Origin of the sequence: Tateyamaria sp. Alg231-49, from assembly GCF_900143535.1 — a bacterium.
In the GTDB taxonomy this organism is placed as follows: domain Bacteria; phylum Pseudomonadota; class Alphaproteobacteria; order Rhodobacterales; family Rhodobacteraceae; genus Tateyamaria.
Genome location: NZ_FRFA01000001.1, coordinates 602,476 through 621,742, shown reverse-complemented (window position 1 = coordinate 621,742; position 19,267 = coordinate 602,476). Strand labels below are relative to the sequence as shown.

Genomic DNA, 19,267 nt, shown 5'->3' with positions numbered 1-19,267 from the left:
AGACGTAATTTCTTCGTGGCGACGAAATGCTACCGGCCAGAACGACGTGCTGCGCGTTACAAACACGGCTTCTGCCTCTCAAAAATCTCCGTTTCTGACAGATCAGCGTTCGTTACATTTGCGAGGCTGCGCATACCTCAAAGATGCAACTCTCCACTCATCAACACATGCGCGGCACCCGCAACGACCACACCTGTGATGGCATCGCGCGCGCCCAGCACCTCGACCTGCGCCTGACCTGGGCGGCCCAGCCCATGGCCCTGGCGCGCAGAAAGCTTTGGCGTCTTGATCAACCCTTCGGCCCAGAGGTAGGCCGCCATTGCGCCTGTGGCCGACCCTGTAAATGGGTCCTCGGCGGGGCTGGGGGGTGCCATCAGCAGGCGGGCATAGGTATCACCAGCGTCAGGAACATCAGACAGGGTGACCCAGAAGGGTTCCATTGTGTCCGTGCCTTCCACGCCTAGATGGTTCAGAAAGCCGCGGAACGCCTCCATATCAAAGCGCGCTGCCTCCAACACCGCGCGATCCTTCACGACCGTGATGCAAAACGGCAATCCGGTAGAGACAAAGCGGGGCGGGTGCAGAATATCGCTCGGCGCAATGCCACCGACGGAGGCGACGATTTCGGCCGGGACGTGGGCGCCAAACTTTGGCGCGATCTGGGTCATGGACACCTGCGCGCCATTCACTTCGACCGCGACGATGCCTGCACCCGTCTCAAGGGTCAGCGGCCCATCTTTGATCATCCCGCGATGCCGCATCGCGGCCACGGTTGCGACTGTAGGATGACCTGCAAATGGGATCTCGCGGCTGGCCAGAAAGTATCGAACGCATATGTCCGCAATCTCCGAAGGGCCTGTGAACGTGCATTCGACCAGCGAAGTTTCACGGACAAACGCCGTCGCGGTGTCGGGATCCAGCACAGCGCCACCATGCACCACAGCGCAGCCGTTCCCCCCAAAGGGGCGGTCAGAAAAGGCATCCACCCAATCCACATCGAATGTCATCACAGGGTCCCTTGTGCCGCCGCGTTTTGCGGCACCTTAGTCAGATCATGGGCGCAGGACCACCGCGCCCAAGTCGTAAACTGCGCTTAGTGCAAGGGTTGCGGCGCATAGTCGTTCTGGACCGCCAGCGCGAAAGCCAGCTTGCGGTCTGCCACCAGTGCCAGTTGCTGGCCCTCGGCGTCATGCACGGCAAAGAGTTCGTCCAGACCGTTGGCCTGATCGCGCACTTCACGCGGCAGGTCGGTCACAGAGATTGGTTTGACATAGACCATCCGGCCTACATCCGCATTCAGATCGATTGCCTTGTTCATGACTTATCCTTTCTTAATGCTGATCGTTTGCACGACCATGTCTGGCTTGGACCGTGTGAGATCTACGTGCAGCAGCCCGTTTTCCATCACAGCTTCACCCACATCGACCCCATCGGCCAAGACAAAGCTGCGCTGGAACTGGCGCGCGGCAATGCCACGATGCAAAAATATGCGACCCTCGGTGTCATCGGAATTGCGGCCTCGGATCACCAACTGGCGATCCTCAACGGTAATCGACAGGTCGTCTTCCCCAAATCCAGCCACCGCCAAAGTGATGCGGTAGGAATAATCCGAAGTCTGTTCGATGTTGAACGGCGGGTAGCCTTCGCTGCCTTTGGCGGTGCGTTCCAGCAGCCGTTCCAGTTGCTCAAATCCCAGCATGTGCGGGTATGAGCCAAGAGTCATTTTCGTCATGCGACACGTCCTTTTAAGTTCAAGCGACCGTCAGTGGCCCGCCCCGAAGTCGGCAGCGGTTGTTATGAATATGGGCAGAATGGGCGTGGGGAACAAGGGGTAGGCGTAGCACCATGTCGTGATTATATTGAAGCTTGAGCAATAGTTTGGAATCGCCTTCATGAACGCACCGTCAAATATGTCGATGAAATCTGACGACGTGTTGCAGGTCGAGCTTGAGGTGTTTCGCGCAGAACACCGCGATCTGGATGCGGCGATCCACGCCCTGCAAGAGGTGGGCACATCGGATCAGTTGACCATCCAGCGGCTGAAAAAGAAGAAGCTTGCCCTCAAAGACCGGATCGCAAATATCGAAGACCGGTTAACCCCAGACATCATCGCCTGAACGGCCCGCCAAAACCGGCCCGAGGAATGGATTGCGCTTGTCCGCAAAACACCTATATTCCGCGCTTTCCAAGCGAGGACGCTCTATTATGGCAACCGAGGTCGGCATCATCATGGGCAGCCAATCCGACTGGCCCACCATGCGCGAAGCGGCGCAGATTCTGGACCAGCTAGAGGTGCCGTATGACACCGCGATTGTGTCCGCGCACCGCACGCCGGACCGGCTGTGGGACTATGGCAAGGGCGCTGTTGATCGGGGCCTTAAGGTCATTATTGCAGGGGCAGGGGGGGCGGCGCATTTGCCGGGTATGATGGCCTCCAAAACTCGGGTGCCGGTGATCGGCGTGCCGGTTCAGACCAAGGCGCTGTCGGGCGTGGATTCGCTTTACTCCATCCTCCAGATGCCGCGCGGTTTTCCGGTCGCGACGATGGCCATCGGGGCCGCGGGTGCTGCCAATGCCGGTCTGATGGCGGCGGGCATTCTCGCACTGCACGACCCGTCCCTCGCGGCGCGATTGGATGCATGGCGCGCGGCCTTGTCTGCCTCGATCCCAGAGGCCCCCCAAGATGACTGAGCCTTTGGCAACCGGATCAACCATCGGCATCCTTGGCGGTGGGCAGTTGGGGCGTATGCTGAGTGTGGCGGCCTCTCGACACGGATTTCGCACCCACATCTTTGATCCCGGTGCCAATCCGCCTGCGGGCGACGTCGCTTATCAAGTGACCACGGCGGCATATGAGGACAACGACGCGCTTATTGCCTTTGCCAGCACTGTGGATGTGATCACCTACGAGTTCGAAAACATCCCAACGCTGACGCTTGATGCTCTCGAAGATCACGCTCCAATCCGTCCGGGGCGCGAAGCCTTGCGGGTCAGCCAGGACCGGCTGATCGAAAAGGACTATCTCAGCAATCTCGGTCTGCGCACGGCCCCTTATGCGGACGTGCCCGATACGGGCGCACTCACCGTTGCATTGGCCTGGATCGGGGCGCCGTCCATTCTCAAAACCCGCCGCTTTGGCTATGACGGCAAGGGCCAAGTGCGCATCACGGACCCGACACAAGCCGACAGTGCTTTGGCTGAAATGGGCAATGCACCAGCTATCCTTGAAGGGTTTGTTGAGTTTAGCCATGAGGTGTCCGTGATCGCCGCACGCGGGATCGATGGGGCGGTGGCCTGCTTTGATCCGGGTGAAAACGTGCACCGTGATGGCATTCTGCACACCACGACCGTCCCTGCGCGTCTCAGTGCGTCTCAGCGCACAGATGCGATTCTGATCGCTGCCAACATATTGAATGCGCTGGATTACGTGGGCGTTATAGGGGTCGAACTGTTCGTGACGCCGCAGGGGCTGATCGTCAACGAAATCGCGCCGCGCGTGCACAATTCGGGCCACTGGACGCAGAACGGCTGTAGCGTGGATCAGTTCGAACAACACATCCGCGCCATTGTTGGCTGGCCCTTGGGCGATGGCAAACGGCACGCTGATGTGGTGATGGAAAACCTGATTGGTGACGACATGGCCCGGGTGCCAAACCTCGCCCGCGATCCGGCCACTGCGCTGCATCTCTATGGCAAGGCCGAAGCCCGCAAGGGCCGCAAGATGGGGCACATCAACCGCATAACGTCCTAGGGCAAAGGGTCAGGCCGCCGCGACAAACCGCTCTGCAATATCGCCGGCCATGAAACTCACCCGACCGCCCGAAATGGTTGCAGCAACTCTGTCAGTCGCGTCCAACACAACAATATCCGCCCGCTTGCCGGGGGCCAGAACACCGCGGTCGGTTAATCCCAGCACTGCCGCAGGCCCCGACGACACCAGCGCCCATGCCGGACCCAAATCCATCAACCCTGAGCGTGCCAACATCAACGCGGCACGGCGCGGAGAGGGATAGTGATAGTCTGACGCCAGTGCATCACACAGGCCCATGGTCACCAGATCAAGGGCTGACACATTGCCCTTGTGCGACCCTCCGCGCACGAGGTTGGGCGCACCCAGAACCACATGAGCATGGGCCGCTTTGGCCGCCTCTGCCGCCTCAAGGGTTTCAGGAAACTCGGCCACATCGGCACCGCGCCCAGCCCATAAGGCGCGCGTATCTGCGGTCGCATCATCATGACTGCCCAAACGGACACCGGCGTCTCTCAGTTCAGTGCATAAGGGCCCAAGCAACGCCTGCGCCTGCGCGACGTTGGCGTGCAAGTCCAGCAACATTTGAAAATGAGCCTCCGGATTGCGCCCAGCCTTGAGCGCCTGACCCGTCAGGCGCGGCGGTTTGCGTCCCTCTGCAAGACGATCATGGGGCAGGTGGTCATTGAACACGACATACTGAACGCCCCAGTCCGCGATACGGGCGGGCAAGTCTGCGTAAAGTTCTGTTAGCGAAATCTCGAACCGCAACTGTGCGCGAAGGTCTGTGACCACTTGGGTGCGCACGTCGCGCAATGTCGAAAACACCTGATCGGCGAATTCAAGTCCACGTAAGCCACCTTCCCAGCTGACAAATTGCGCAAGCACCCCGGTGGTGATGCCATTGGCGGCCAGTTCCGCCTCTACGGCCGTCAACCCTTCGGCCATCTGCTTCATCGCGCCGCGGCGGGGGGCAACATGGCGTTCAAACCCGTCGCCGTGAACATCGACGATACCGGGCAGCACGCGATACCCTGTAAGATCTACTGCGCGCCCGACGGGCGCATCTGCAATCACTCCGTCCGCAAGCGATAAAGGGGCAATGCGCAACCCGTCCGGGCGCAACACCTCTGCTCCGACCAGATCAATCGTCAGCATCGGTCGAGACCCCCAGACAGGACGCCTCAGGACATCCCAACTGATCGAGGACTTCATCAACCCATTTCGCATCGCGATCAAAGGTTTCTGTACGCAGAAAAGTGAGAACCTGAGTGATCACATTGGGGTTGTTCATCATAAATGTATGCGTGACCGGCAACACGATGTGATCGGACATGCCGGCCACCAAGGTTGACATAACCGACACTTTGCCGTCGTCCGGACCTGGTAAAAGTGAGGAAAAGTAGGGGTTCAGCGACTGATCGCCAGCAACGACTCCGACCGGATAATCGACAGCGGGCAAGCTGCGCGGCAGACTGTCTGGTCCCGTGCCCAATTGCGCGCCCGCAGGCCCGTTGAGCCAACCAAACGCTTCGATATCTCCCAGTTTGTCGACAACTTCGCTGCCCTGGTTGGGCGGGGCCAGCATCACGACGCGGCCCAACTGCTCTGGGCGAGGGTGATTGGCAAACCAGTAGCGCACAAGAATCCCGCCCATCGAGTGTGTGACGAAATGCACGGTCTGATCTCCGCATGCCTCTACCCCAAAGGGGATCACCGCACCGGCCAGCCTTTCAACGCTCTCGGAGGTCGAGGGGTAGCCAGGGCGCACAACGTCATAGCCGTCGGCCTTGAGCGCCCCCTCCATGACCACAAGGGAGGTTTCCGAACGGGCAAGCCCATGCAGCAAAACAACACAGTCCGCCACAGCCACGCGGGGCAGGGCAAGGACAACCAAAAGGGCGAAAAAGGGTAGGGCGCGTCTCATAACGCTTGAGATAGTCCCATCTTGCCGCCTATGGAATGGGGACGCTGCGACGCTTCTGAAAGTTTATCTCCCATGCGCCCAAAATCACCGCGACTCGCCGTACGGGCCGTCATTGTCGAAGACGATCGTCTTTTGATGGTCAATGCTTGGCCGGATGGGCAAAGCCCACTGATGTGCGCGCCCGGTGGTGGGGTTGAGGTGGGCAGCAGCCTGCCCGACAACCTTATCCGGGAGGTGTTTGAGGAAACCGGGCTGACAGTCGAGGTGGGCGCACCCTGCCTTGTGAATGAGTTCCATGACCCTGCAGGCACGTTCCATCAGGTGGATGTGTATTTTCGTTGCACTTTGGCGCTTGGCTCAACCTTGCCTGACACTTGGCGTGACGTAGAGGACATCGTGACTGAACGGCGCTGGCTGACACGGACGGAACTGGCCGCAACGCCGCACAAACCCGACAGCCTCGCAGATGTGGCGTTTGGTGCGGGTGGGATCACTTATGATCCGCTGGAACCGCTGGTGCGGTGACGGTCAGTGCAATGCCGCCCAACACAAGGATGGCAGCCGCAATGACAGAGACAGTAACCGACTCGCCCAACAGCAGGGCCCCCGACGCGATGGCAATGATCGGCACACTCAACTGGATGACAGGCGCGGTTTGCCCGCGTAATTGCGGCAGCACCGTATACCACAGCGCATAGCCCAAGCCCGACGTCACAGCCCCGGATGCAATCGCCAGCGCGATACCAGACGGGGCCGCGTGCAGGCCAGCACCCACAAGCAGGACCAACAACAAAGGGATGGCGACCACGAAATTCGCTGCCGTCGTGGCCAACGGGTCGGTGCTGTTCTTGCCAGCAAGTGTATAAATGGCCCAGCCGATGCCTGCGATAACCATCAGCGCCGCACTCATCACATCACCAGCCGCGCCATCTGTGGGCCACAGAGCGAAAGCAAGCCCGACAAAGGCAATGCCCGCACCAGTCAACTGTCTACGGGTCGGGGCCGCTCCGCGAAAGGCTGACCAGCCAAACATCACCACCTGCACTGTGCCGAACAGGATGAGCGCCCCAAGACCTGCATCAAGGCTCACATAGGCCAATGAAAACCCGATCATATAGGCGGCAAGGCTTGCCGCACCGACAAGGCGACCACGGGCAAAGACAGGCAGGCTGCCGCCCCGAACGGTCAGGATCATGCACAACGCAATCGCACCCGCAGTGACACGGATCATGGCGAAACTTGATGGGTCAATGGCGCCGCTGTCTACGGCCAAACGGTTCAGCACCGAATTGGCGGCAAAGGCGATCATGGTGAGTGTGGTCAGAACGGCGAGGCGCATGGCAGCGGCGTACGCGGATTGGTTTGTGTCGTCCAGTCACAGATGCGCAGAGCTCGAAGTATGAGCTTTAGATAGATCCGGAGTTTTGAGGTTTTATTTGCGCGGTCTTGGACAGGTGAGCGGGGCACCCGAGTTCGACAAAGGGCGGATTTGAGCCAAATGTGACTGTTGTCGTGCGCAGCAGGAGTGGCCGCATACTACCTAGTTTTATGGTTGGCGCGTAAGCGGCTCATTGTGACAGGTGTCACTCCCAAAAATGATGCAATCAACGTATGAGGAAAGATGTCTTCATAGCCCGGAAATGCTTGGCGAAACCAAGTGAGCCGCTCGGCCCCGCCAAGTGCGGCGAGGCACCACTCTCGATCCGCCTTCATGCTCAACGCCTCTCGCAGAACCCCGTTGGCCCAATTTCGGACGGGTTCAGACGAAATCATCCGATTTGAGAGCACATCGCTGTCAATCCGCGCCAGCACGGAATCGGTCGTTGCCACAATGGACACAAGCGACAAACCGTTGCGCGTTCGCGCGATATTTGGCGTAACAACACAGGGACCCACATAAAACCCGACGCAAACTTCTTTGCCGTCTTGGTCACAAATGCTGCCCGCCAAGCACCCTTCCAAAAGCGCGAATTCATCTGTTTCGGATTGTTCTTGGCGGGTTAGGTGCGCCCCTTTTTTGAGGCGATGACGTGTCCAATCTGATGCGAAATCATCCGCCAAAGCCATGTCTGAAAAGTCAGGTGACCGCATCAGAAAAGTCCGTAAATCCATCTTCGCGTGCCTTATCAAATGATAATGCGGGTCAAACCGTCTGCGGGCATGTGTGGCACAGGTCAGGGAGTTTACAAATGACGAATAGAATTCTGCCAAAGCACATTGGACGAATTGCAGTCGGTTCAGGATTGATAGCAGCTTCAATCTATTGGCTGATGATGAGCGTCACGCTCGCCCATATCGAATCGGTTTCCGGGCACGTCCCCTTCGACATGCGCCCGGCAGGCTATGGCCCCACACAGGCAGCAGCACTTCTCGAGTCTCTGGGAGTGGGCGGGCGCGACTATTATCTCAGTCGCCAGCTCGTTTTGGACACACTTTATCCCGCGATGCTTGCGTTGACTATGCTTGCCACGATCTGCTGGCTTGGGCAGCGCATGCCAAACAGTAGACTTGTCCGCCTTGGCATCGCCCTTTCGGTTGGTAGCGCCCTGTTCGACTATGTCGAGAACCTTGGTATCATGACCATGATCTGGAGCTGGCCAGACGTTTTTGTTCCATTGGTATATGCCGCCAGCTCAGCCACAATTCTTAAATCCGTTTCGACAACCTTGGCTGTGCTAATGGTCCTATTGGTGGGATTTAATTGGGCATGGCCGCCAAAAGCGAACATTCATCTTTAATCGGGCAACGGCGGCTTTGTCCTGCAGTGCGGACACTCGTTCAACGTATAGCGCCGTTGTGTTGCAGCCCGAGTGTTAAAGCAAAGTGCCTTTGGCTCTCGTGACAAAGGCCCCACGCGGGGGCCTTTGCTTTACTCAGTGATGTAAGTTTGCCGAGGGCAAACAGTCTTACATCATGCCGCCCATGCCGCCCATGTCAGGCATGCCGCCGGCTGGGGCTGCGCCTTCTTTGGCTGGCTTGTCGGCAACCATCGCTTCGGTTGTGATCAGCAGACCAGCAACAGATGCGGCGTCTTGCAACGCTGTGCGGACAACTTTGGCCGGGTCGATAACGCCGAACTTGAACATGTCACCATATTCTTCGGTCTGTGCGTTAAAGCCGAATGTGACATCGTCGCTCTCGCGGATTTTGCCCGCAACAACGGATCCGTCCACACCGGAGTTCTCAGCGATCTGACGCAGAGGCGCTTCGATGGCCTTGCGTACGATCGTGATGCCGACGTCCTGGTCAGAGTTCGCACCTTTGACACCGTCCAGCGATTTGCCGGCCTGGATCAGGGCAACACCGCCACCAACAACAACGCCTTCTTGCACGGCCGCACGGGTCGCGTTCAGGGCATCGTCAACGCGGTCTTTGCGCTCTTTGACTTCGACTTCGGACATACCACCAACGCGGATCACAGCAACACCGCCAGCCAGTTTGGCCACACGCTCTTGCAGTTTTTCACGGTCGTAGTCGGATGTCGTTTCTTCGATCTGGCCACGGATCTGAGTGACACGTGCTTCGATCTCGGCTTTTTCACCGGCACCGTCGATCACTGTTGTCTCGTCTTTTGTGATCTGAACGCGCTTGGCTGTGCCCAGCATGTCCATGGTCACCGACTCCAGCTTCATGCCGAGGTCTTCGGAGATCACCTGACCGCCTGTGAGGATCGCGATATCCTGAAGCATCGCCTTGCGACGATCACCAAAGCCAGGCGCTTTGACAGCAGCGATTTTCAGACCGCCACGCAGTTTGTTCACGACCAGAGTGGCCAGTGCTTCGCCTTCGACGTCTTCGGCGATGATCATCAGAGGTTTTTGGCTCTGGATCACTTGCTCGAGCAGGGGAACCATAGGCTGCAGCGAAGAAAGCTTCTTCTCGTGCAACAGGATCATGCAGTCTTCCAGCTCAGCCGTCATTTTGTCAGCGTTTGTGACAAAGTAGGGGCTCAGGTAGCCGCGGTCGAATTGCATACCTTCGACAACATCGGTCTCTGTCTCGAGGCCTTTGTTTTCTTCGACGGTGATCACACCCTCGTTGCCGACTTTCTGCATCGCGTCTGCGATTTGCTGACCGATTTCGGCTTCGCCGTTTGCAGAAATTGTACCAACTTGAGCAACTTCGTCGCTGTCGGATACGGGGCGCGACGCAGCTTTGATCGCTTCAACCACTTTGGTTGTCGCCAGATCGATGCCGCGCTTGAGGTCCATCGGGTTCATGCCAGCGGCAACCGATTTCATGCCTTCTTTGACGATGGCTTGTGCCAGAACAGTGGCGGTTGTTGTGCCGTCGCCTGCTTCGTCATTTGTGCGGCTGGCCACTTCTTTGACCATTTGCGCGCCCATGTTCTCGAACTTGTCTTCCAGTTCGATTTCCTTGGCAACAGATACACCGTCTTTGGTGATGCGCGGTGCGCCAAAGGATTTGTCGAGCACAACGTTACGGCCTTTGGGGCCCAGCGTGACTTTGACTGCGTTGGCGAGCGTGTTGACGCCCGTCAGCATACGATTGCGGGCATCTGTGTCGAATTTGACGTCCTTAGCCATGTATTTTCTCCTTTGAGAATGTGGATTGGAGGATCAGAGAAGCGGCGTGCGCTTACTCGATGATCCCCATGATGTCGGATTCTTTCATCATCAGCAGCTCTTCGCCGTCGATGGTGACTTCTGTGCCAGACCATTTGCCGAACAGCACTTTGTCTCCGGCAGAGACAGCCATCGCGATCAGCTCACCGCTGTCTTTGCGGGCACCGGGGCCTGCAGCAACGATTTCGCCTTCGCTTGGTTTTTCTTTGGCGCTATCGGGGATGATCAGCCCGCCAGCAGTTTTCTCTTCGCTTTCCGTGCGGCGTACCAGCACGCGGTCATGAAGCGGTTTCAATGCCATCTTTGCAGCTCCTTAAGGCTCAAAGTTTCCTCTTTGCACCCCGGGTTAGGGGCGATTAGCACTCAACCGTGCTGAGTGATAACGAAGGGTAGTTAGGGACCATTCTGGCCCAAGTCAACGCCTCAACTCGAAGGGTTTTCAGAAAAAGTGTCAGCAGGGGGCGTAAACCTTTGGCCTAGGCCTGTGCGGATAAGCCAAAAGTCAGATTCAGATCAATCGACAGAGGCCACATATCACTCCCAGCCGCACCAACGCGATACATTTAACTTAGTGGAGACACCCTGATGACAACGTTTACCAAATCCACCCTGCTGACCGCTCTGATGATCCCAGCCGCCGCATTGGCCCAGCTGGATGTCGGCCAGCAACTGGGCAGCACCGAAGCCGATGTACGCGCCGCGCTGACAGGCATGGGCTATGAGGTTCAGGAAATCGAAATCGAAGGCAACGAGATCGAAGCCGAAGTGATGCTGGACGGCGTCGAGCTCGAGATTGAGGTGGCTATGGATACCGGCTTGATCATTGAAATCGAAACCGAGGATGACGACGACCACGGCGATGATTAAGCTGTCCTAAACCTTTGCCGCCCGGAACCATCCGGGCGGCCCTTGCCATCACGGACTGCTTTTATGCCCTCACGCCGCACTATCCTTTGGACTCTGTTCGCCATCCAAGGCGTCTGTTGCGCCTATTTCGTCACGGACGTGGCGCTGGACCTGTTCCTTCCCAATCACAACAGCACTCTGGCCGAAAGCGATGTGGTTGAGGCAATTATAACTCTGGCTCTCTTTCTTGGGTTGGCCTTTACGGCATCGGAGTTGCGGCATGTGCTGCGCCGTCAGGATCAGATGACGGACCAACTCAAAGTGGCCTCCGGCGCTTTTGCAGATTTACTTGAGGTGCGGTTCGGCGAATGGAACCTGACCGAAGCCGAACGGGCGGTGGCCGTGCTGGCGATCAAAGGATACTCCGTAGCCGAGATGGCAAAGCTGCGCGACACTGCTCAAGGCACGATTAAGGCACAGTGTGCCGCCCTTTATCGCAAGGCCGACGTGTCCGGGCGGTTGCAATTGCTCAGTTTGTTTCTGGATGATCTGATGGCCGATACGCTGGTTCCGGCCTGAGCAGTTCTGCGGTCGGTTTAGCCCCCCAGAACCTGACCTGATGATGCCACGGCTCCGGCCCCTTTGGGCGTCAGGCCATAGACACCGGTTTCGACCTTTTCGAACCAGCCATAGTGATCATCGCGCATCATCGTTGTTGCACGGCTTACACCAGTTTCGCGCGCCACATCTGCCCCCTTGCTGGCACCTACTTCGAACAAATACATCGCCAGCTTGATCGCATCCTGACGATAGGCTGTGATAAGCCCGACGCGGGTCTGGCCGCCGTCATTTGGATCGCCTGCGCGCTTCGCAAACTCCTTGAGCAATTGCGCCTCTCTGCGCGCATTCTTGCGCGGTGCGTAAGGACCGGGGTCACAATGGACCTGCACCAACGCATCCGACAAGCGCACTGTGATGAGCCCGAGACCTAAGCGCCGACACAGGCGCGTCATGTCCTTGAGCGACTTTTGAAACCGCTTTCCCTTGCCCCGCGCCACGGCCATGTAAACATCGTCCGTCACCGACAAGCGGGCCACACATTGATGCACCAGCGTCAGGGAAAACCCCAGCTTCAACTCTACGATCACTGGCGGCTCGCCCCCACGCACGGCGACAACATCGGCCGCACCGACCTCGGATTTTACCACATATCCTTGCCCCTCAAGAAAGGTTTTCACCGGGGCGTAAAGATCTGTTTCGCGCGCATCACTCATACGAAGCACCATCCAACGATGAGGCAAAAAACGCAACGGCCCGGCCCCCCGTGACACCCGAACTATTGTTGTTATAAGGGCGCGAAAATCACACCTCCTCCTCAAGGACACAACATATGACAACTCTGGTTTTTGGTCACAAATCCCCCGACACCGATTCCACCGGATCGCCCATCATCTGGGCGTGGTACCTCAACGAGATCAAAGGGATCGCCGCCGAGCCGGTTCTGCTGGGCGAGCCAAACACCGAAGCGGCGTTTGTGTTGAAGAAATGGGACCTGCCAAAGCCACGGATCATCAGCGGTGTTGAGGCAGACCAGCCGGTTGTCATCGTAGATACAAACAACCCCGCCGAACTGCCCGACGCGATCAACGATGCGGACATCACCGCCATCATCGATCACCACAAACTTGTTGGTGGGCTGGAAACCAAGGGCCCCATCGACATCCGGATCGAGCCCCTGGCTTGCACCGCCACAATCATGTGGAAGATGATCGGCAAAGACATGGCGCAAATGCCGACAGGCGTAAAAGGCGCGATGCTGTCTTGCATCCTGTCTGACACGCTTGAATTCCGTTCGCCCACCACAACGCAAGAAGACAAGGCCATCGCGCATGATCTGGCAAAAGATCTGGGCGTGGATATCACGGCTTATGCGTCAGAGATGTTCGAGGCGAAATCTGACGTCTCCGCGTTTTCGGACGCCGAACTGCTGCGCATGGACAGCAAGGAATATGCAGTGGATGGCACACAGTTCCGTGTCTCGGTTCTGGAAACCACTGCGCCCAAGATCGTGCTGGATCGCAAGGACAGCCTGATGACGTCCATGGTGGATGTGGCAAAAGAAGACGGCGCGGACGAAGTGCTGTTGTTCGTTGTCGACATCCTGAAAGAGGAAGCGACGATGCTGATCCCCAACGATCGGGTAAAGGGCGTGGCTGAAAAGAGCTTTGATGCCATAGTGACAGGCGACACCGTCGTATTGCCCGGCGTGATGAGCCGCAAAAAGCAGATCATTCCGAACCTCAAAGTCTGAGGTCGCAGCGCAGGGAGCCTGCGCCTGATAAACACTCCAGCGCGCGGCGAACGGGCGTTGGCAGGGCGGACCATTCGGTCCGCCTTATGGTTTCAAAAACGGAGCGTTTCGATGTCGCAGATTATTTCTTCTCTCACCGAAGTTTCCGATCGCTATGACGCCCTGTTCGTTGATCTGTGGGGCTGTGTGCACAACGGGGTGCACGCGTTGCCAGAAGCGGTGGCCGCCCTGCAAACCTACCGCAAGACCGGCGGCAAGGTCGTGTTGGTCACCAATTCACCCCGTCCGCGCGCCGGAGTGACCAAACAATTGGTGCAATTCGGGGTGCCGGATGATGCGTGGGATACGATTGCGACCTCGGGTGACAGCGCGCGCTCAGCCATGTTTCGCGGTGTGGTGGGCCAAAAGGTGCATTTGATCGGATATCCGGGCGATGAGAGGTTCTTTGAGCCCATTGGGGTGGTCAAAGACCCAATCGATGTCCAGATCGTTCCGTTAGAGCAGGCCGAAGGCATCGTGTGTACGGGGCCGCGCGATCCGATGGCGGACCCTGCCACCATGCGCCCCGAATTTCTGATGGCCAAGCAGCTGGGGCTGAAACTGCTGTGTGCGAACCCGGATATCGTGGTGGACCGGGGCGAGGTGCGGGAATGGTGCGCGGGCGCGCTTGCGCAGCTTTACACCGAGATGGGCGGCGAGTCGCTGTACTTTGGCAAGCCACACCCGCCGATCTACGATCTGGCGCGCCGCCGACTGTTTGAACTGGGGGTGGATGTGCCGGATTCGAACATTCTGGCCATCGGGGACGGCGTTTTGACCGACATCGCCGGGGCGATGGGAGAAGACATCGATTCGCTGTTTATCTCTGGCGGGCTTGCAGCGGCCGAGACAAAAACCACCACGCAACCTGAACCTGACGCGCTAAGTGCTTACCTTGAAAAGGAAATGAGCGCCCCAACGTTCGCAATAGGGCATCTGCGCTGACCTTCTTTTCGCTTGATTTTCTGCGCGTGCAAAGTAATTACATTGCGTGAGGCGCCCTTTTGGCGTCAGAAAATTACCGGAAGCAGCTCATGTTGGACAACCTGCCGCGCGGAACCATCTGCATTGAAGACATCGAAATGGGCATGTCGCGCCATCTGCGCAAGCAGGTCACCGACCGCGATATCGAGTTGTTTGCCGAAGTCTCCACCGATCATAACCCGGTCCACATGGACGACGATTATGCACGCGACACGATCTTTGCGGGGCGGATTGCCCACGGAATGCTGACGGCGGGCCTGATTTCGGCTGTGATTGGCGAACAACTGCCCGGTCACGGGACAGTTTACATGGGCCAATCCCTCAAATTCCTCGCGCCTGTACGCCCCGGCGACATGGTTTATGCCGAGGTGAAGGTGGTCGATATCGACTTTGCCAAGCGTCGGGTAAAGCTGGACTGCCACTGTGCGGTGGATGGTAAAAAGGTGCTGGTGGGTGAAGCAATGGTGCTGGCCCCCTCGCGTAAATTCGACTGATCCAACGGACGCCTTGCAGCGACGTGTTTGTTTAACGGGTTTCACCCCGTCCTTCGAAGTCCTGCCAAGATATTTTTGGGCAAAAGAAGCGATACCCTGCGCCTTGCCCTCTCTCCGTGGCGCAGCTAGGCATGGCTCATGAGGATCGTGCGCGACTACCAATTTGTGGAACCCGAGGATCGCGGTGCAAGTGCCGCCATCGGCAACTTTGATGGTGTGCATCTGGGTCATCAGTCGGTGATTGATCTGGCGCGGGCTGCGGTGCCAGACGCGCCCTTGGGGGTCATGACATTTGAGCCTCATCCGCGTGTTTACTTTGCTCCGGACGCCCCACCGTTTCGCCTCATGAGCCAGGCCGCGCGCGCCAGCCGGTTGCAAAAACTGGGGGTAGAGCGGCTCTATGAATTGCCGTTCAACGCCGGGCTTGCCGCGCTCGCGCCGGAAGAGTTTGCGGCGCGTGTGATCTGCGAGGGTTTGGGGCTGCGCCACGTGGTGGTAGGGGCTGATTTCTGTTTTGGTCGCAAACGGGCAGGGACGGCGGACGACCTTGTACGGTTTGGGGCAGAGATGGGGTTTGGGGTCACCATCGCCCCCTTGATCGAGCGCAGTTCTGCCACCGTGTCCTCAACCGCGATCCGCACCGCACTGAGCGAGGGACGCACGCGGGATGCCGCCGCGATGCTTGGCCACTGGCACCGGATCGAGGGACCTGTGATTGGCGGCGAACAGCGCGGGCGCGAGTTGGGCTATCCCACTGCAAACATGTCCATCGATGATCTGCATCCACCGGCCTTTGGCGTATATGCAGTTCTGGTTGATGTGTTGGAGGGGCCACATGCGGGCACCTATCATGGAGTGGCCAGCCTTGGTGTGCGCCCGATGTTTGGTGAAAACCGCCCAAACCTTGAAACCTTTGTGTTTGATTTTTCGGGCGATCTGTATGGCACGCCTATGTCAGTGGCGCTGGTGGAACATCTGCGGGGCGAAGAAAAATTTGATAGCCTTGAGGCGTTGATCGCGCAGATGGATGCGGACAGTGCCCAATCGCGCGCTATTTTGGCCGCCCTATGAGCGACCCGATCGACCGCACCGGCTTTGCCCCAAAATTCTGGGAAACCAAATCTCTTGACCAGATGAGCGAGGCCGAGTGGGAGGCCTTGTGTGATGGCTGCGGCAAATGTTGCCTGAACAAGCTGGAAGACGAGGACAGTGGTGAGGTCGCATTGACCCGCGTGGCCTGCCGCCTTTTGGACGATGCCACTTGTCGCTGTGCGCAATACGAGATCAGGCACCAATTTGTGCCCGATTGCATTGTGCTGAAACCGTCAAACATCGAAAGCCATCTTTATTGGATGCCGCAAACCTGCGCCTATCGGGTGCTGCACGAGGGCAGGGGGTTGGCCGACTGGCACCCGCTGATTTCAGGCACGGCCGAAACCGTTCATGCGGCTGGCGTATCTATGCGCAGTCGAACCGTCAGCGAATTCGAGGTTGCCGATGAAGATTGGGAAGACCACATCATAGAAGAGCCGACCTAGGTCGCATTGAGAAATTGGCGCACCGGGTCAGAGACCTCTTTGGGATGCGTGATAGGCCCCATATGGCCAATGCCGTCCAGCGTGATCTGTTGTGCCTGCGGCAGCCGCCTTGCGATGGCGTCACTGACGGGCAGGGCCCAGGGCGATCCGGCACCACGCACAAGCAAAGCAGGCATATCCGCCGCCGCAAACCGACCCGGTGCCAGCAACCCGGCACTGTCATTTATGAGGAAAGAGGCGGAGTCTCGCACGAAAAAGATGCGGTCGGCCATATAGGTCCGCGTGGACAAAGGTATGTCGTCCCAACTGGCCGCATCCCCCCATGTGGCGCTGAACGCCCGTGCCGCTGCCATCCTGTCGCCTGTATCCAATGCGTCATCGAAAACTTTGGTGTCACGGGCGTAGACTTGTGCAAAAGCCGGATCATCGGCCATCGCTGGTGCAAAATATACCGGTTCAAACATGACCAACTTGCGAACAAGGGACGGGTGTTCAATGGCGATGCGCAACGCGACCGTGGCACCAAAAGAATGCCCGATCACATCGACTGGCCCAATATCGTCCAACACCGCCAGTGCCATATCCGTGGCGGTGTCATGCATGACTCCACGCCCATCCCAATCGCCTGATTTTCCGTGACACGGCAGATCAAAGGCATGCAGCGTGGCCATATCCCCAAGCGCAGCCCCCATGCCCCGCCACGCGCCGGAATGCGCGAGCGAACAATGGATGGCCAGCACCGGGCGCGGCCCGGTGCCAAAGCTGCGGCGATGAATGTGTGGGATCAAAGTTTGCCGGACAGGTGCATATCCAGTTCTTCGATCTTGTCCTGTCCCCAGAAGCGCTGCCCATCATCCACAATATAAAACGGTGCACCGAACGCGCCCTTGTCGATGGCTTCTTCGAGATTGCGGGCGTAGGTCTCGGCCCCCGCCAGCAAACCGCTGTCAGAAAGTGCAGGGTCAAAACCGGCCGCCTCAAGGCAGGCTTTTATCACGCTATCCTCGGCAATGTCCTTTTCCTCGGCCCAGACGGCGCGCAGGACGTTTTGAACCAGCAATCCCAGATCGCCGCCACCTGCGGCCTGCGCGGCAATAATCGCGTAAGACGACGGTGCGGCATTGGTGGGCCAGTGCGCAGGTTTCAGGTTCAACGGCATGCCCAATTTTTTGGCTTGTCGCGGCAGTTCCTGCGCGCGGTATTCCACGCGGTTGGGGTGGCGATCTTTGGGGGGCGTGCCACCTGTGCGGGAAAACAGGCCCATGATGTCAAGCGGTTTGTAGGTTACGGTCGCGCCATGCTTGGCCACCACGTCTTCAAAGCGTGTGCCTGCCAGATATGTGTAAGGGGACAGGGTCGCAAAATAATAGTCGATATGGGCCATTTTCTTCTCCGCTGGGGGGTGTGTTGGGTTCGCGCGACGCTAACCGCGTGCTAGGTGATGTCAACATCACGAATCTGTCACATTGTCGTGCTGCGCAGGGGGCCACATGCCGAACATCCAGGAACCGAAACTGATTTCAGGCAATGCAAATCTGCCTTTGGCCAATGCCATCGCCAGACGTATGTCGATGCACCGGGGTGTGCACACCGGGTTGGTCGATGCGCGGGTCGAACGATTTAACGACGGCGAAATCTTTGTTGAGGTGTTCGAGAATGTACGCGGTGAGGATATGTTCATTATCCAGCCGACCTCCAACCCGGCCAATGACAACCTGATGGAACTGCTGATTATGTGCGACGCGCTACGGCGCTCGTCGGCGGCGCGGATCACGGCTGTCATCCCTTATTTCGGCTATGCGCGTCAGGATCGACGCAGCAAGGCACGCACGCCCATCTCGGCCAAGCTGGTCGCCAATATGCTGGTCGGTGCGGGGATCGAGCGGGTACTAACCATGGACCTGCACGCCGCGCAAATTCAGGGCTTCTTCGATATTCCAGTGGATAACCTTTATGCCTCACCGATTTTTGCCCTCGACATCCGAACGCAGTTTGCCGGGAAACTGGACGATCTTATGATCGTGTCTCCGGACGTCGGCGGCGTGGCGCGGGCGCGCGACCTTGCCAAACGGCTTTCGGCACCGCTGTCGATCGTAGACAAACGGCGCGAAAAGGCGGGCGAAGTGGCCGAGATGACGGTCATCGGCGATGTAACGGACAAAACCTGCATCATCGTGGACGACATGGTCGACACCGCAGGCACGCTGTGCAAAGCGGCCGAGGTGCTAATGGAAAACGGAGCGAAAGAGGTGCATTCCTACATTTCGCACGGTGTCATGTCAGGTCCAGCGGTGGAGCGGGTGACAAATTCGGTCATGAAGTCGCTGGTCATCACTGACAGCATCCAACCCACCGACCCGATCAAAGCCGCCTCTAATATCCGCATCGTACCCACAGCACCGGTTTTTGCCCAAGCCATCCTCAACATCTGGAACGGCACCTCAGTTTCGTCCTTGTTTGAGGCTGACACGCTATCGCCGATCTATGACGGTATGTACGCCGCAGAGTAGGGCCAAGGGCGAGCGCCCAAAAGTTCGTGGCGCAGGCTCCAACAATTGCAAAACCCCAAACGAGCCGATGGCGGTGATCCATCGGTTTTTGTAACCGCGGCAGCGACCGCAAGACGGTTTGATGGGCGCACTGCTTTTGGCAGGTCAGGTCTGCGATAGGCGGATGCCGATGTAATACAGCTCCGCGCCAAATGACGAACGCCGAACAGTTTGATTTCAAAACCCGGATCTTAACAGAGATGTGCCTGAGACTGGAAACCGCTTGGAAAAGCGGTTGCCCTCGT

25 protein-coding genes are annotated in these 19,267 nt (G+C 58.1%); 13 read left to right on the top strand and 12 right to left on the bottom strand.

Annotated features, from left to right (window positions below):
- Positions 1-137: 137 nt before the first annotated feature.
- From DHN60_RS03045 to DHN60_RS03035, 3 genes are all read right to left on the bottom strand, one after another.
- Complete coding sequence (locus tag DHN60_RS03045) at positions 138-1,010, bottom strand: PhzF family phenazine biosynthesis protein (RefSeq protein WP_199913618.1); 873 nt, start codon at positions 1,008-1,010, stop codon at positions 138-140.
- Between the two features lie 83 nt (positions 1,011-1,093).
- Positions 1,094-1,318 (bottom strand): DUF1150 family protein, encoded by a 225-nt coding sequence (locus tag DHN60_RS03040; protein WP_108835747.1) that lies wholly within the window; start codon positions 1,316-1,318, stop codon positions 1,094-1,096.
- A 3-nt stretch (positions 1,319-1,321) separates the two neighbouring features.
- Entirely contained in the window at positions 1,322-1,732 is a 411-nt protein-coding gene (locus DHN60_RS03035; protein WP_108835746.1) for an Hsp20 family protein, read from the bottom strand.
- 160 nt (positions 1,733-1,892) lie between these two features.
- Between DHN60_RS03035 and DHN60_RS03030 the strand changes: the two genes are divergently transcribed.
- From DHN60_RS03030 to DHN60_RS03020, 3 genes are all read left to right on the top strand, one after another.
- Positions 1,893-2,117, top strand: coding sequence for a YdcH family protein (locus tag DHN60_RS03030; protein ID WP_108835745.1), 225 nt, complete (start codon positions 1,893-1,895; stop codon positions 2,115-2,117).
- An 85-nt stretch (positions 2,118-2,202) separates the two neighbouring features.
- Complete coding sequence (gene purE, locus DHN60_RS03025) at positions 2,203-2,691, top strand: 5-(carboxyamino)imidazole ribonucleotide mutase (RefSeq protein WP_108835932.1); 489 nt, start codon at positions 2,203-2,205, stop codon at positions 2,689-2,691.
- Complete coding sequence (locus DHN60_RS03020; protein WP_108835744.1) at positions 2,684-3,751, top strand: 5-(carboxyamino)imidazole ribonucleotide synthase; 1,068 nt, start codon at positions 2,684-2,686, stop codon at positions 3,749-3,751. The genes purE and DHN60_RS03020 overlap by 8 nt, the downstream gene beginning before the upstream one ends.
- 9 nt (positions 3,752-3,760) lie before the next feature.
- Here DHN60_RS03020 and DHN60_RS03015 read toward each other — a convergent pair whose 3' ends face one another.
- Complete coding sequence (locus DHN60_RS03015; protein ID WP_108835743.1) at positions 3,761-4,906, bottom strand: alpha-D-ribose 1-methylphosphonate 5-triphosphate diphosphatase; 1,146 nt, start codon at positions 4,904-4,906, stop codon at positions 3,761-3,763.
- The gene (locus DHN60_RS03010; RefSeq protein ID WP_108835742.1) at positions 4,893-5,675 is read right to left on the bottom strand and encodes an alpha/beta fold hydrolase; all 783 of its coding nucleotides are present in this window, start codon (positions 5,673-5,675) and stop codon (positions 4,893-4,895) included. The genes DHN60_RS03015 and DHN60_RS03010 overlap by 14 nt, the downstream gene beginning before the upstream one ends.
- A gap of 72 nt (positions 5,676-5,747) precedes the next feature.
- On the opposite strand from DHN60_RS03010, the gene DHN60_RS03005 reads away from it, so the two are divergent.
- Entirely contained in the window at positions 5,748-6,200 is a 453-nt protein-coding gene (locus tag DHN60_RS03005; RefSeq protein WP_108835741.1) for an NUDIX hydrolase, read from the top strand.
- On the opposite strand, the gene DHN60_RS03000 is transcribed toward DHN60_RS03005, so the two are convergent.
- Positions 6,166-7,014 (bottom strand): DMT family transporter, encoded by an 849-nt coding sequence (locus DHN60_RS03000; RefSeq protein ID WP_108835740.1) that lies wholly within the window; start codon positions 7,012-7,014, stop codon positions 6,166-6,168. The two genes, DHN60_RS03005 and DHN60_RS03000, sit on opposite strands and share 35 nt — an antisense overlap.
- A gap of 197 nt (positions 7,015-7,211) precedes the next feature.
- On the bottom strand, positions 7,212-7,787 hold the full coding sequence (locus tag DHN60_RS02995; protein ID WP_108835739.1) for a Crp/Fnr family transcriptional regulator: 576 nt from the start codon (positions 7,785-7,787) through the stop codon (positions 7,212-7,214).
- Positions 7,788-7,864: 77 nt separating this feature from the next.
- Between DHN60_RS02995 and DHN60_RS02990 the strand changes: the two genes are divergently transcribed.
- On the top strand, positions 7,865-8,413 hold the full coding sequence (locus DHN60_RS02990; protein ID WP_159089094.1) for a hypothetical protein: 549 nt from the start codon (positions 7,865-7,867) through the stop codon (positions 8,411-8,413).
- Positions 8,414-8,581: 168 nt separating this feature from the next.
- On the opposite strand, the gene groL is transcribed toward DHN60_RS02990, so the two are convergent.
- Positions 8,582-10,222 (bottom strand): chaperonin GroEL, encoded by a 1,641-nt coding sequence (gene groL, locus DHN60_RS02985; protein WP_108835737.1) that lies wholly within the window; start codon positions 10,220-10,222, stop codon positions 8,582-8,584.
- Positions 10,223-10,274: 52 nt separating this feature from the next.
- Entirely contained in the window at positions 10,275-10,562 is a 288-nt protein-coding gene (locus tag DHN60_RS02980; RefSeq protein ID WP_108835736.1) for a co-chaperone GroES, read from the bottom strand.
- A gap of 284 nt (positions 10,563-10,846) precedes the next feature.
- Here DHN60_RS02980 and DHN60_RS02975 point away from each other — a divergent pair, with 284 nt between their 5' ends.
- Positions 10,847-11,128: a PepSY domain-containing protein gene (locus DHN60_RS02975; protein WP_108835735.1), complete on the top strand. Its 282-nt coding sequence runs from the start codon at positions 10,847-10,849 to the stop codon at positions 11,126-11,128.
- A gap of 63 nt (positions 11,129-11,191) precedes the next feature.
- Positions 11,192-11,686 carry a helix-turn-helix transcriptional regulator gene (locus DHN60_RS02970; RefSeq protein ID WP_108835734.1) on the top strand — a complete coding sequence of 165 codons (495 nt, stop codon included), beginning with the start codon at positions 11,192-11,194 and terminating at the stop codon, positions 11,684-11,686.
- A gap of 17 nt (positions 11,687-11,703) precedes the next feature.
- Here DHN60_RS02970 and DHN60_RS02965 read toward each other — a convergent pair whose 3' ends face one another.
- Complete coding sequence (locus DHN60_RS02965) at positions 11,704-12,381, bottom strand: DUF2161 domain-containing phosphodiesterase (RefSeq protein ID WP_108835733.1); 678 nt, start codon at positions 12,379-12,381, stop codon at positions 11,704-11,706.
- 116 nt (positions 12,382-12,497) lie between these two features.
- On the opposite strand from DHN60_RS02965, the gene DHN60_RS02960 reads away from it, so the two are divergent.
- The 5 genes from DHN60_RS02960 (at position 12,498) to DHN60_RS02940 (ending at position 16,473) form a co-directional block, all read left to right on the top strand.
- Positions 12,498-13,418: a manganese-dependent inorganic pyrophosphatase gene (locus DHN60_RS02960; RefSeq protein ID WP_108835732.1), complete on the top strand. Its 921-nt coding sequence runs from the start codon at positions 12,498-12,500 to the stop codon at positions 13,416-13,418.
- Between the two features lie 111 nt (positions 13,419-13,529).
- The gene (locus tag DHN60_RS02955) at positions 13,530-14,402 is read left to right on the top strand and encodes a TIGR01459 family HAD-type hydrolase (RefSeq protein ID WP_108835731.1); all 873 of its coding nucleotides are present in this window, start codon (positions 13,530-13,532) and stop codon (positions 14,400-14,402) included.
- A gap of 89 nt (positions 14,403-14,491) precedes the next feature.
- On the top strand, positions 14,492-14,935 hold the full coding sequence (locus tag DHN60_RS02950) for a MaoC family dehydratase (protein ID WP_108835730.1): 444 nt from the start codon (positions 14,492-14,494) through the stop codon (positions 14,933-14,935).
- A gap of 138 nt (positions 14,936-15,073) precedes the next feature.
- On the top strand, positions 15,074-16,006 hold the full coding sequence (locus tag DHN60_RS02945; RefSeq protein ID WP_108835729.1) for a bifunctional riboflavin kinase/FAD synthetase: 933 nt from the start codon (positions 15,074-15,076) through the stop codon (positions 16,004-16,006).
- Positions 16,003-16,473: a YcgN family cysteine cluster protein gene (locus DHN60_RS02940; protein WP_108835728.1), complete on the top strand. Its 471-nt coding sequence runs from the start codon at positions 16,003-16,005 to the stop codon at positions 16,471-16,473. Before DHN60_RS02945 ends, DHN60_RS02940 begins: the two co-directional genes overlap by 4 nt.
- Here the strand turns inward: DHN60_RS02940 and DHN60_RS02935 are convergent.
- A complete protein-coding gene (locus DHN60_RS02935; protein WP_108835727.1) occupies positions 16,470-17,261 on the bottom strand; it encodes an alpha/beta fold hydrolase in 792 nt (263 codons plus the stop codon). The two genes, DHN60_RS02940 and DHN60_RS02935, sit on opposite strands and share 4 nt — an antisense overlap.
- Positions 17,258-17,857, bottom strand: coding sequence for a 2-hydroxychromene-2-carboxylate isomerase (locus tag DHN60_RS02930; protein ID WP_108835726.1), 600 nt, complete (start codon positions 17,855-17,857; stop codon positions 17,258-17,260). Before DHN60_RS02930 ends, DHN60_RS02935 begins: the two co-directional genes overlap by 4 nt.
- A 106-nt stretch (positions 17,858-17,963) precedes the next feature.
- Here DHN60_RS02930 and DHN60_RS02925 point away from each other — a divergent pair, with 106 nt between their 5' ends.
- Entirely contained in the window at positions 17,964-18,983 is a 1,020-nt protein-coding gene (locus DHN60_RS02925; protein WP_108835725.1) for a ribose-phosphate pyrophosphokinase, read from the top strand.
- Positions 18,984-19,267: the final 284 nt, after the last annotated feature.